The sequence below is a fragment of the Thermoclostridium caenicola genome (assembly GCF_900142095.1).
GTDB lineage: Bacteria > Bacillota > Clostridia > DSM-8532 > DSM-8532 > Thermoclostridium_A > Thermoclostridium_A caenicola.
Genome location: NZ_FQZP01000004.1, coordinates 23827 through 36134, shown reverse-complemented (window position 1 = coordinate 36134; position 12308 = coordinate 23827). Strand labels below are relative to the sequence as shown.

The following is a 12308-nucleotide window of genomic DNA, read 5'->3' as shown; positions in this document are numbered from 1 at the left end:
TTATCCGCCGATTTGCGCGTTTTTTATGTTGGCGTTTTTTTGCATAATTGGCGCGCAAGATGGACAAATTGCTCTACCGACAAGGCCTCCGCCCGGATGTCCCCGGAAAGCCCCATTTCTTGCAGAACCTCCCTGAGCCGTTCCTTTCCTCCATCCAGCCAGGGCTGATTCCCCAGCGCGTTCAGCAAGGTTTTCCGACGCTGGCCGAAGGAGGCACGGACTACCCGAAACAGGAACTCCCTGTCCACATCTTCAGCCAGGTCCTGGCTGCGTTTCTTGAGCTTTACCACCGCCGAATCCACTTCGGGCTTGGGGATGAAACAGTTCCTGGATACATGGAAAGCCAGCCTGGGCTCGGAATAATAGCGGACGGCCACCGAGAGGGCGCTGTAGTCCTTGGTGCCCGGCATGGCCACCATCCTGGCAACCACCTCTTTCTGAACCATGAACACCAGGAGCTCCCAGGGAATGTCCGACTCCAGCAGGTTCATGATGATGGGCGTGGTAATATAGTATGGCAGATTGGAAACCACCTTCAATGGGCCGTCCCACCCCGCCGTAAGCGCTGTGAGATCGGTCTCCATGATATCGGCGTTTATCACCTGCACATTCCCGAATCCGCCGAGGGTTTCCGCCAGGGGCTCCATCAGATGCCTGTCGATCTCAACCGCCACCACTTTGCCCGCCTTTTCGGCCAGCCGGGCGGTGAGGGCACCTATCCCCGGACCGATTTCCAGGACGAAATCGTTCTCATTGACTTCCGCTGTTTCCACTATCTTTCTGATGATGTTGGCATCGGTCAGGAAATTCTGACCCAGGGTCTTGGTCAGCCGAAGGCCGTATTTTTTCAGGATTTCGTTCGTGTTGATCATGGTTCAGCTTCCTTTTATTAGAGATTGCCACGCACCGCTTATGCGGTGCTCGCAATGACACTACAGGCATGCCTTTCGTGATTAGTAAATGGCCGCTTTTCGGAAAGGGAGTCCGTAAAGGTCAAGGCCGCATTGCGATAAGGCGCCAAAACAGCCTGTGAGAATGGGAAAAGGCAGCCGTGCAGCACAGCGGCCGGGCTTTACGGGCTCCCGGGAGATTGCCGCGCTCCACTTCGTTCCGCTCGCAATGACACCTATACAGGGAGGGAGCTCCTCCCATACATAGACAAACAGGGTTTACAGATTGTAAACCCTGAGTCCTTTCCTTGTACCCTTTCACCCTACTTGCAGGGGTTATAGTTCTGCTTCCAGCGGTCGTCATCCTGTTCATTCAGGATATAGACCACCACGTTCCGCACACCCCAGCGCCTGACCTCTTCGGTGGTGTTGAAGAAGAGGTCTATCTTGTTTCCCTTAATGGCGCTTCCTATGTCGGCGGCAATGGCAAACCCATAATCCGGCGCCGAACCGGGCACCTCGATGTAGAGCTTCGAACCCAGAGGTATCACCTTCGGATCGACAGCTACGACACCGGTGCGGGCCGTCATCCCCGTGTAGGTGATGCCATAACCCGGATCCCCGGGATTCTTGCCCGTATCCTCAAAGGAATTGGTATAGGCTGTGGCTTTCATCTTCAGAACCTTCGAATAGCGAACCCTCTCCCCTCGCGAGGTCACAAAGTTGGGTACGGTGCCGTACTCAACAATCCTGCTCACAGGCTCCTTGACTACGGTTTCACCGATAAATTCCCGGTTGACAGGTTTTCCGTCCTCATAGGTAATTTTATATTGCTTTTCTCTTATGCCGTTTTCTCCTTCGTTAACAGTCCTGGTTTCACCTTCGTTCATGGTTTTGTTGGGTCGCTCCAGAACGTGATAGGGGATTTGCTCCTCCTCGGTCACAATCTTTTCTTCGACCCGGATCACCCGTATCTCCATGCCTTCGGTCAACGGGTCGGTGGGCGACACGCCCGCGTACCTGTCCAACGGCCCCATGATAATGCCATTGTCCCTGAGCAATTCCTCCACCGTGTCCCGATAGGACATCACCGTGGTGGTTTGTCCGTCAACTGTCAGATTCACCGGAACAGCCCGCTTGATGGTCACTTCGTTGGGAGCGTCCAGTCTTAATGGCGTATCCATGGCAACACTGATATAATCATGCTGCTCTACCGTTATCCCCACCTGGTCAAGGGCCTGACCCACATCAGCGCCCATGGTCCTGACAGATATCTTACGGCCATTATCAATGATTGTGACTTCCTTGCTTAAACTGCTATATAAAACAATGCCTGCAGCCACAGCCACTGCCGCTGCAAGTAGCAGCAAGGCTATCTGCTTGAGGGGAAGGGTACGCCTGACGTATTGCAGATATAAACCGCTCATTCATCGCATCCTTTCCTATTTCTTATTAACCGCTTTGCAGCAGGACAACCCTCTTCCAAACCCTCTTCTTGTGTATTTTTCCGTATTTCCGGTAAATTTATGCCAATGGCTTATTGCAACTGCAAAGCCCAATCATTGTATAACGCCATATTTTTTTTGTCAAGGTCTGCCAGTCTTATACGGGCTTAACCAGCAGCCGTAAAGCGTTTTAGTTGCTTGCTTTCAGAACCCCCGATATTGCCCATTTCTGGGCGCTCGGGTCAAACCGGAAATTCATCTGCAGCCGGTTGGTTCCCTGGACCCAATCGGCCATGTCCCCGGCCTGTTTCAGATCGACGACCACCTCGGCCTGCACCACTGCGATGACCTCGTAATCGGCACCATACTCCTTCAGGATTTCAAAGGCATAGCCTCCGTCGTTCTGTCCGCCCGCTTTCTCTCCGGCATCAGCCGCACGGACAAGGGCAATGCTATGTATTGCTCCGAGATACCGGAAGAAATCATCCCGGGTATAGCGGCTGCCAAAAGCCATAAAATTGGCATCCATAAGCGCCCACGCAGCTTCATAGTCCCGCTTGCTGATGGATTCAAACCAGTCCATTGCCAGCCCGCATAGTTCATCCTGCATCAGCCGCTTGTAATTGCCAATCACCTGATCCTTGCCTGCGATTTGATTTCTGTATCCCTCCGCCTGGGAATTGGCCAGTCTGAGGGCCTGCTCCAGGTTGCTGATCCTGTTCAGCAAATCGTCTTTTTCCTTTTCCAGAGCTTTGATGGTTTGCTCCTGCTCGTTGACCGTGCTCTGGAGCGTCCTGTTCTGACCCCTTAGCCAGTCCTGCTCAAGCTTGTCCGATTCGCTCTGTTTCAGAAGGTTTTCCTTGTCCCACAGCAGATAGTTGAGCATCAGGAAAACAAACAAGACCAGGATGGTTATCATGACTACGACAAATTTCTTCATGCTATCGTACCTGCCTTCGGAATGATTTGCCGGTTAAGGTCTGCCCAGTCATGACAAGGCCACCGTCCAGGTGAGCCTAAAAAAGCACAACCTACCTGCCGGGTGTCTCAGGCTGTCACCGCAAACCTGTCCAAACCAAAGAGCGCCCTGGCATTGTCCGATGTTTGCCATTCAACCGCGTCATATGCCATCCCCTTGATGGCAGCAATCCTTTCAATGACATGCTTCAGGTATCCCGACCAGTTCCGCCGTCCCCTGTAGGGTTCGGGCGCCAGATACGGGCAATCGGTCTCAATGAGCAGCCTGTCCAGGGGCGCATATTGCACCACTTCCACAGGTTTTCTTGCCTTTTTGAAGGTCAGGGAACCACCGATGCCGATATAGAAGCCCATATCCAGCACCTCTCTGGCCATTTCCACACTGCCGGAAAAGCAATGGAAAACACCTGTGGTCAGCTCGGAGCGGAATGCCTTGACAATATCCAGCACATCCTGATGGGATTCGCGGTCATGGACGATGATGGGCAGCCCGAGCTTTCCCGCAAGGGCCACCTGCTTTGAAAACCACTCCTTCTGGACCTCCCGGGGAGAAAAATCGTAATGGTAGTCGAGCCCGATCTCGCCAATGGCCACCACCTTTTCCTCCCGGGCCAGCGCTTCTATCCCGGAAAGCGTTTTTTCATCGCAGGATGCGGCTTGATGGGGATGTACACCCACCGCGGCGAACACCTCGGGATGCTTCCTTGCCAGCAAAATGGCCTGCCTGGAACTCTCCACATCGCAACCCGGGTTGATGATATGCGTTACGCCGGCCTCAACAGCCTTCCTGATGATATCATCCCTGTCCGCATCAAATTGCTCGTCGTCGTAATGGGCATGGGAATCGATCATTTTCTTCAGCTCACTTTTGTTCCGTCGGAAATATCCTTGTCCACGGTGATAAGGGATAACAGGCTGTCATCCTCACTTGCGGCCGCCAGAATCATGCCCTGGGATTCAATGCCCCTCAGGCGGGCGGGCTTTAAGTTGGCCACCAGGACGACGGTCTTACCCACAAGTTCCTCCGGGCTGTAATGCCTGGCGATACCGGAGACCACCTGTCTCTCCTCGGCGCCCACCCGGAGCCTGAGTTTCAGGAGTTTGTCCGACTTTTCCACTTTCTCGGCGGCCAAAACCTTTGCCACCCTCAGATCCAGCTTTGCAAAATCGTCTATGGTAATCTGGGCCTTTTCGTCGGAAACGGTAGTCTTGGCGTCCTGCGCTTCCTTCTGTTCCTGTTCCTTCTTCGCAGGCTTACCCGTGGCGGCATCGGGTGTGATGGCCGCAAGGCTTTCCAGTTCCTTCTCCACGTCAATCCTCGGGAAGATGATCTCGCCGGGCTGAACCGGTCTTGTGGGTTTGTAAACGCCCCACTGACCCGCTGACTCCCATCCGGTCTCATCCGAATCTATGGCAAGCTGATTCCAGATCTTGGCCGGGGTCTCGGGCATGAAAGGCTGGAGCAGGATGGACACGATACGGATGCTTTCCGCCAGGTTATACAGTACGGCGGCCAGGCGGCCTTTCCTGCTCTCATCCTTGGCCAGCACCCAGGGCATGGTTTCATCAATATATTTGTTGGTGCGCGAGATGGCCTTCCAGATCTCTGTCAGGGCCAGGCTGAACTGGAGGTTGTCCAGAAGCTCCTCGGTCTTGGGCTTCAAGGCAAGCAGCTCCTTCTTCAGGTCGGCATCGAACTCGCCTTCCTCGCCCTGTCCGGGCAGCTGGCCGTCAAAGTATTTCTTGATCATGGCCACCGTCCTGCTGACCAGGTTGCCCAGGTCGTTGGCCAGGTCGGAGTTGATTCGGTTGATAAGCGCCTCATTGGAGAAAACGCCGTCGGCGCCGAAGGGGACTTCCCTGAGCAGGAAGTAGCGGATGGCATCCAGACCGTATTTCTCGATGAGCACCACCGGATCCACTACATTCCCCTTGGATTTCGACATCTTCCCGCCTTCCAGGACCAGCCAGCCGTGGCCGAATACCTGCTTGGGCAGCGGCAAATCGAGAGCCATCAGCATAGCGGGCCAGATGATGGTATGGAACCGGACGATTTCCTTGCCCACCAGGTGCACATCGGCAGGCCAATACTTCTTAAAGGCCGCATCATTATCGGAGAGGTAGCCCAGCGCCGTGATATAGTTCGACAACGCGTCAATCCATACATAAACCACATGTTTTTCGTCGAAGGTGACCGGAATACCCCAGTTGAAGGATGTTCTGGACACGCAGAGATCTTCCAGGCCCGGCCTCAGGAAGTTGTTGAGCATTTCGTTGCGGCGGGAAACAGGCTGGATGAAGTCGGGATTCTCCTCGATATGCTTAATCAGCCTGTCCTGGTACTTGGAAAGCCTGAAGAAATAGCTTTCCTCCCTGGTCCTTTCAACAGGTCTTCCGCAATCGGGGCACTTGCCGTCCACCAGCTGGGTCTCGGTCCAGAAGGATTCGCAGGGGGTGCAATACCAGCCTTCGTATTCACTCTTATAGATGTCCCCCTTGTCATAAAGCATCCTGAATATCTTCTGGACAGTGGCGACATGCTCCTCGTCGGTGGTCCGGATGAACTTGTCGTAGGTGATCTTCATCATCTTCCAGAGGTCCTTGATGCCGCTGACGATATTATCCACATACTCCTTGGGCGTCACGCCGTTCTCGGCCGCCACCCGCTGGATCTTCTGTCCGTGCTCGTCGGTACCGGTGAGGAACATGACGTCATAGCCCTGGAGCCTCTTGTACCGTGCCATGGCATCGGCTGCCACCGTTGTATAGGAATGCCCTATGTGGAGCTTTCCGCTTGGATAATAGATTGGCGTTGTGATATAGAATGTTTTCCTGCTCACCTTGAGACTACCTCCTATGATATATCCTGATCCTTTGATTGCTCATAAATATGCTTTATAGATTCCGCCATGAGGGGCAAACGGCAAAGCAGCCATGCCCTTCCATGATCATTTTTCCAATAAGTGCATTATATCATACCGGCCACGGTTTTGCATAACCGCGCAGAAAGCGTTACGTACGGCAGACCGGCTATTCGGCGGGCACATCGGCCGTCAGGATCACGGTACAGAAGATGCCGTTCCCTTTTCCGAATTCGGTGAGGCCTTCCCCGGTGGTGGCCGTAATGCCGATGCTCCCCGGCTCAATGCCCAGGAGTCCGGCCAGGCTTGTCCGCATCCTTTCGATGTGTGGAGACAGCTTGGGGCGGAGCGCCTCAATGGATATGGAGACATGAAGGATCCTGGCCTCCTTCTTCATATGGCGCAAAGCCTCCCGAAGATAGGCCCGGCTGTCGGTTATGCCTTCGCGGCACATCCTGTCCGCCACTTCCCCCAGGATATTGACGCAGGTGATGCCCGATACCGCATTGGTCAGGGCATGGAGAACCACGTCCGCATCGCTGTTCCCTTCAAGACCTGGACAGCCATCAATGGTGATGCCCCCCAGAACCAGCTTTTTGCCGGAGCCTTCCGGTTCAAACCGGTGGCTGTCCTGCCCGATGGCAACCTTGATCATGCAATCATCTCCATTTTCTTGTTGCCATTATCTTACCGCTTCGGAAGAACTGTGTCCATATGCAGTTTGAGTCCCTGGGTTTTACTCCTTTGTGAATTTTTTCGCAGCTACTTTTTAAGGTCGGTTGATTATTATATAATGATTATTATATAATAAAGTTTACGCTTTGATGTTTGGCATACCGTGTTTATATTAACGACGGGAGAGAAATAAAGCGATGGTAAGAAAAGTGACCCTGCTCAGCCTGGCCGTCCCCCTGTTTATTGAGATGCTGTTTTTCTCCATGCTGGGCATTATCGACACGTACATATTGAGCCGCGTATCCGATGAAGTTGCGGGCGGTGTCGGCGCCTGCAATCAGATCATCAGTTTCACCAATATCGTTTTCAACATCATCAGCATCGGTGCCAATGTTCTGGTATCCCAGTACATCGGTGCAAAAAACAGGGAATCTGCGCAAAAGGCCATGGTTTCCTCCTATGTCCTTGTTACCGTCGTGGGTTTGGCAGGCTCCTTCATCCTGTTTTTCCTCGGGAAGGCCATTCTGCAGCTCATGGGGGTTACGGCAAACCTTTTAAGCCATGCTGAGACCTATATCCGCATAGTGGGCGGCATGATGTTCATGCAGGCTATTCTGAACCTCTCAACGGTGCTCATGCGCACTCATGGCTATTCAAGGGAGACGCTGGGCATCACCATTTCCATGAACCTCATCAACGTTGCCGGCGATGTCTTCCTCATCTTCGGCTTCAATATGGGGGCCGCCGGAGCAGCCTACGCCACCTGCCTGGGCCGGGCCGCTGCCATGCTTATGGCTTTCGGGTTCGTGCGCAAAAACATCCTTGAAAGAAACGCATTTCGCCACCTGCGGGAATTTCCCGTGCCCATTATCAGGGATCTGATCAAAATCGGGCTGCCATCAGCCCTTGAGAACATCTGCTACAATGTTAGCCAGATCGTTATTTCCGGCATGATCCTGTACAACCTTGGCGAAACAGCCTATATCACCAGAACCTATACGCAGCAGATCATCATTATTTTCATCACCCTGTCCATATCCATCGGGCAGGCCAACCAGATCCTCATCGGGCGCCTTGTGGGAGCGGGCAGCTTCGACGAGGCCTACCACACCTGCCTGAAGAACTTCAGGAAGGCCTTCCTTCTGGCCATCGGCTACGGTCTTATTTTCTTCTTTTTCGGAGGCACCTTCATCCGGATCTTCACGGATGATCCGGAAATCATCAAATGGAGCGCCATGGTGTTGATGGTGGATGCTTTCCTGGAGCCGGGCCGCACCTTCAACCTGGTGATCATCAACGGACTCAAAGGTTCGGGCGATGCGGTCTTCCCTGTCATCATCGGCATTATCTCCATGTGGCTCGTTGCCACCCTTGGGGCCTGGATCCTTGGCATCGCGCTGGGATTGGGGCTTGCGGGCATATGGGCAGCCATGGCCTTTGACGAATGGCTCAGGGGGTTCATCATGTTGCACCGGTGGCGCAGCCGCAAATGGACATCGAAAGCCCTGGCTGTCAGAGAATAGACAGCCGGGCTTTTTAAATCTGTCCGGAAAGTTTTTCGGCATATTCGATCCTGTTGGTTATTTTTGAATAAAGATACAAAAATACTTGCAAGCCATGTTAATTTTTTGTTCATCCGATCCTTAAAAAAGCGACTACAAGCCCTGAACAGACAGCACAGGAATGTACTTTGTATGCATTTAACCAAATGAATAGAAAACAGATTATGAATTTTTTCACAATCTGTCTTTCAAAACCCGTCAGTGTGGGATATAATAGAGTTGTTTGAGATAATGCAGGCAATGCCGAACGCACTGCGCAAATAACTGGTGCAGGTTTAATAAGGTATAAACCCTTATTTACGCAATACAAGTCATATTAACAGAAGGGAGTATCTGATATGGAGGTTAAGAATCAAAAACTGTTGGCATGGGTTAAAGAGGTTCAGGAACTCTGCCAACCCGACAAAGTTTATTGGTGCGACGGTTCTGAGGAAGAGTACCAGAGATTGATTCAGGAACTAGTGGACTCAGGCATGGCCACACCGCTGAACCCTGAAAAGCGTCCGGGATGCTATCTTTTCCGCAGCCATCCCTCCGACGTAGCCAGGGTTGAGCAAAGGACATTCATCGCATCCAAGACCAAGGAGGATGCCGGTCCTACAAACAACTGGATCGACCCTGTTGAACTTAAAAAGACCATGACCGATCTGTATCGCGGCTGCATGAAGGGCAGAACCATGTACGTCATTCCGTTCTGCATGGGTCCTCTGGGTTCGCCTATTTCCAAGATCGGCGTCGAGATCACCGACAGCGCCTATGTTGTTATCAACATGCGCATCATGACCCGCATGGGCAAGCAGGTTCTGGATCTGCTCGGCGAAAACGGCGAGTTTGTTCCCTGTCTGCATTCTGTGGGCGCTCCCCTTGCCGAAGGCCAGAAGGACGAAGGATGGCCCTGCGCACCCATGGAAAAGAAATACATTTCCCACTTCCCCGAGGAAAGGACCATTTGGTCATACGGTTCCGGCTACGGCGGAAACGCTCTGCTGGGCAAGAAGTGCTTTGCTCTCCGCATCGCTTCCGTGCTGGCACGCGATGAAGGCTGGCTGGCTGAGCACATGCTCATCCTGAAGATCACCAGCCCCGAGGGCGAAGTGAAATACATCACCGGCGCATTCCCGAGCGCTTGCGGTAAGACCAACCTGGCCATGATGGTACCCACCCTGCCCGGTTGGAAGGTTGAGACCATTGGTGACGATATTGCATGGATGAGGTTCGGCGAAGACGGCAGACTCTACGCCATCAACCCTGAAGCCGGCTTCTTCGGCGTGGCTCCCGGTACATCCATGGATTCCAACCCCAGCGCCATGAAAACCATCGAAAAGAACACCATCTTCACCAACGTTGCCCTCACCGATGACGGCGATGTTTGGTGGGAAGGCATCGGCAAGCCCGCTCCGGATCACCTGATCGACTGGCAGGGCAAGGATTGGACACCCGGTTCCAAGGATCCTGCTGCTCATCCCAACGCCCGTTTCACCGCTCCGGCTAGCCAGTGCCCGGTTATCGCTCCTGAGTGGGAGGATCCCAGAGGCGTGCCGATTTCCGCTATCCTGGTTGGCGGACGCAGGCCGACCACCATTCCGCTGGTTCATGAGAGCTTCGACTGGAACCATGGCGTATTCCTGGGCTCCATCATGGGTTCGGAAATCACGGCCGCCGCTATCTCCAACAAGATCGGCCAGGTACGCCGCGATCCGTTCGCTATGCTGCCTTTCCTTGGCTACCATGTATGCGACTACTTCCAGCACTGGATCAACCTGGGTAAGAAAGCCGATCCCAGTAAGCTGCCGAAGATCTTCTATGTCAACTGGTTCCGCAAGGATGAAAACGGCAAGTTCATCTGGCCCGGCTACGGCGACAACAGCCGCGTGCTGAAGTGGATCTTCGAGCGCGTGTCCGGTAAGGCCAATGCCGTGAAGACCGCTATCGGTTACATGCCTTCAGTGGACGACCTGGATCTCAGCGGCCTTGACGTCAGCCGTGACCGCATGGAAGAGATCCTCAGCGTCAACAAGGAACAGTGGCTTGCTGAAGTTGAATCCATCAAGGAACACTACGCTTCCTTCGGCGATCGTCTCCCCGAAGAACTGAAGAACCAGCTTGCTGCTCTGGAAGAGAGACTGAAGAACGCTTAATGCACTAAATGAAATGGAAATGGGCTGTCGCAGGACAGCCCGTTTTTTGCGTTTTGGCCGTGCGAAAAGGGAGAATACTCTCCCTTGCCGCACGATCTTTTTTAGGAGGGTTAACTCCTGCCAGAACAGTCGTGGGACTGCTCTGGCAGGAGGAAATGGCTTGAAAGATGTCTTGCATCAATAGCCCTTGCTCCGGAGCCGGTACCCCAGCACCATCAGGCTATCGCTCAGGTGGACGTTTTCCACCACCACATCCTCCCCGAGCCGCAGCTCATGAGGCGAGAAGTTCCAGATTCCCTTGATACCCACGCTTGTGACCTTTTCGGCCACCTCGGTGATGGTCCGGTTGGGAACGGTGAGCATGGCGATATCCACCTTGTGCTGTTTTACGAAATCCTCCAGCGTGTCCATGGAATAGATATCGATACCGTTAATCTTGCCGCCAATCTTGGCCGGATCGACATCAAAGATGGCAACGATATCGAAACCCCGCTTCTTGAAGTTCTCATAATTGGCGAGGGCGGTACCCATGTTACCTGCGCCGACGATGATGCAGGTAAAGCGTTTGTCCACGCCCAGAATTCTGCTGATCTCATTGTACAGGGACTCCACATTGTAGCCATATCCCTGCTGGCCAAAGCCGCCGAAGCAGTTCAAATCCTGGCGAATCTGAGAGGCGGTGATGCACATGCGTTCGCTGAGTTCCCTGGAAGATATACGCTTGATGTCTAGTTTCAGGAGATCGTGGAGATAGCGAAAATACCGTGGCAGCCTTCTAATGACGGCCATGGATATCTTCTTTTCTTCAGGCATCCGGAAATCAACCCCTTGCTGACGAAAATGGACTGCACAGGAAGTCCCTTTTCTCTATTTTTATCTTTTGGCGAAGCGATATGTTAATATTATAACATGCTTGTTATTTTTTTGTCAAACCATTTTTATGGGGTTGCTACAGCCTGACATCTATGCCTTCGTTTTTAAGCCATTTTTTGAGATCCATAATGTTCAGTTCGCCGAAATGAAAGAGTGACGCAGCCAGTACCGCATCGGCATGACCATCGACGATGGCTTCCTTGAAGTGGGCCATGGAACCTGCTCCGCCCGAAGCAATAACCGGGATTTTAACAGCGTCTGAAATGGTCCTGGTCAGTTCGATATCATAACCTTCCTTGGTCCCGTCCCGATCCATGCTGGTGAGCAGAATTTCCCCTGCTCCGAGTTTCTCGGCTTCCAATGCCCATTCCAGCGCATCCCTGCCCGTATTGATGCGGCCGCCGTTTATGTAGACATCCCAACCCGAACCATCGGTTCTTCTTTTGGCATCGATGGCGACCACCACGCATTGGCTGCCGAAGCGCATGGCCGCTTCCGAGATGAGCTCAGGCCTTTTCAGCGCAGCCGAGTTGATCCCCACCTTGTCGGCCCCGGCCAGCAGGATCCGGCGGATATCCTCGACGGTGCGGATGCCGCCGCCCACGGTAAAGGGAATGAAAACCTGCTCCGCCACCCTGGCCACCACATCCACCATGGTATCCCTGGATTCGTGGGAAGCGGTGATATCCAGGAAAACGAGCTCATCGGCGCCGGCCTTGTTGTAGGCGGCCGCACAGCTCACTGGGTCACCGGCGTCCACCAGATCAACGAATTTGACGCCCTTAACGACGCGCCCGTTATGCACATCCAGGCACGGGATGATTCTTTTGGTCAACATACACATACCACCTTTACCCATTCATTCTGCAAGGACTGCAAAAGAAGG

The 12308-nt window shown here is 53.3% G+C and carries 10 protein-coding genes; 2 read left to right on the top strand and 8 right to left on the bottom strand.

Annotated features, from left to right (window positions below; all coding sequences use genetic code 11):
- Window positions 1–23: 23 nt before the first annotated feature.
- The 6 genes from rsmA to ispF all read right to left on the bottom strand — a co-directional run bounded on the left by rsmA (window position 24) and on the right by ispF (window position 6829).
- Entirely contained in the window at window positions 24–872 is an 849-nt protein-coding gene (gene rsmA / locus F3H12_RS02115) for a 16S rRNA (adenine(1518)-N(6)/adenine(1519)-N(6))-dimethyltransferase RsmA (protein WP_149677702.1), read from the bottom strand.
- A gap of 341 nt (window positions 873–1213) precedes the next feature.
- The gene (locus F3H12_RS02110) at window positions 1214–2317 is read right to left on the bottom strand and encodes a 3D domain-containing protein (RefSeq protein ID WP_149677701.1); all 1104 of its coding nucleotides are present in this window, start codon (window positions 2315–2317) and stop codon (window positions 1214–1216) included.
- A gap of 208 nt (window positions 2318–2525) precedes the next feature.
- On the bottom strand, window positions 2526–3275 hold the full coding sequence (locus tag F3H12_RS02105) for a hypothetical protein (protein ID WP_149677700.1): 750 nt from the start codon (window positions 3273–3275) through the stop codon (window positions 2526–2528).
- 107 nt (window positions 3276–3382) lie between these two features.
- Window positions 3383–4165 carry a TatD family hydrolase gene (locus F3H12_RS02100; RefSeq protein ID WP_149677699.1) on the bottom strand — a complete coding sequence of 261 codons (783 nt, stop codon included), beginning with the start codon at window positions 4163–4165 and terminating at the stop codon, window positions 3383–3385.
- A 5-nt stretch (window positions 4166–4170) separates the two neighbouring features.
- The gene (gene metG, locus F3H12_RS02095) at window positions 4171–6153 is read right to left on the bottom strand and encodes a methionine--tRNA ligase (protein WP_149677698.1); all 1983 of its coding nucleotides are present in this window, start codon (window positions 6151–6153) and stop codon (window positions 4171–4173) included.
- Between the two features lie 190 nt (window positions 6154–6343).
- Window positions 6344–6829, bottom strand: coding sequence for a 2-C-methyl-D-erythritol 2,4-cyclodiphosphate synthase (gene ispF / locus F3H12_RS02090; protein ID WP_479694062.1), 486 nt, complete (start codon window positions 6827–6829; stop codon window positions 6344–6346).
- 217 nt (window positions 6830–7046) lie between these two features.
- Here ispF and F3H12_RS02085 point away from each other — a divergent pair, with 217 nt between their 5' ends.
- Both F3H12_RS02085 and F3H12_RS02080 read left to right on the top strand, forming a co-directional pair.
- Window positions 7047–8372, top strand: coding sequence for an MATE family efflux transporter (locus F3H12_RS02085; RefSeq protein ID WP_149677697.1), 1326 nt, complete (start codon window positions 7047–7049; stop codon window positions 8370–8372).
- A gap of 377 nt (window positions 8373–8749) precedes the next feature.
- Window positions 8750–10549, top strand: coding sequence for a phosphoenolpyruvate carboxykinase (GTP) (locus tag F3H12_RS02080; RefSeq protein ID WP_149677696.1), 1800 nt, complete (start codon window positions 8750–8752; stop codon window positions 10547–10549).
- A gap of 177 nt (window positions 10550–10726) precedes the next feature.
- Here F3H12_RS02080 and F3H12_RS02075 read toward each other — a convergent pair whose 3' ends face one another.
- Together F3H12_RS02075 and hisF are read right to left on the bottom strand one after the other, a co-directional pair.
- The gene (locus F3H12_RS02075; protein ID WP_149677695.1) at window positions 10727–11362 is read right to left on the bottom strand and encodes a redox-sensing transcriptional repressor Rex; all 636 of its coding nucleotides are present in this window, start codon (window positions 11360–11362) and stop codon (window positions 10727–10729) included.
- A 136-nt stretch (window positions 11363–11498) separates the two neighbouring features.
- Complete coding sequence (hisF, locus tag F3H12_RS02070) at window positions 11499–12260, bottom strand: imidazole glycerol phosphate synthase subunit HisF (protein WP_149677694.1); 762 nt, start codon at window positions 12258–12260, stop codon at window positions 11499–11501.
- Between the last annotated feature and the right edge of the window lie 48 nt (window positions 12261–12308).

Bases quoted from the DNA above. Each gene is read 5' to 3' on its own strand.
- F3H12_RS02110 (WP_149677701.1), bottom strand. From the start codon at position 2,317: ATGAGCGGTTTATATCTGCAATACGTCAGGCGTACCCTTCCCCTCAAG.
- ispF (WP_479694062.1), bottom strand. From the start codon at position 6,829: ATGATCAAGGTTGCCATCGGGCAGGACAGCCACCGGTTTGAACCGGAA.
- F3H12_RS02080 (WP_149677696.1), top strand. From the start codon at position 8,750: ATGGAGGTTAAGAATCAAAAACTGTTGGCATGGGTTAAAGAGGTTCAG.
- rsmA (WP_149677702.1), bottom strand. From the start codon at position 872: ATGATCAACACGAACGAAATCCTGAAAAAATACGGCCTTCGGCTGACC.
- F3H12_RS02085 (WP_149677697.1), top strand. From the start codon at position 7,047: ATGGTAAGAAAAGTGACCCTGCTCAGCCTGGCCGTCCCCCTGTTTATT.
- hisF (WP_149677694.1), bottom strand. From the start codon at position 12,260: ATGTTGACCAAAAGAATCATCCCGTGCCTGGATGTGCATAACGGGCGC.
- F3H12_RS02105 (WP_149677700.1), bottom strand. From the start codon at position 3,275: ATGAAGAAATTTGTCGTAGTCATGATAACCATCCTGGTCTTGTTTGTT.
- F3H12_RS02100 (WP_149677699.1), bottom strand. From the start codon at position 4,165: ATGATCGATTCCCATGCCCATTACGACGACGAGCAATTTGATGCGGAC.
- F3H12_RS02075 (WP_149677695.1), bottom strand. From the start codon at position 11,362: ATGCCTGAAGAAAAGAAGATATCCATGGCCGTCATTAGAAGGCTGCCA.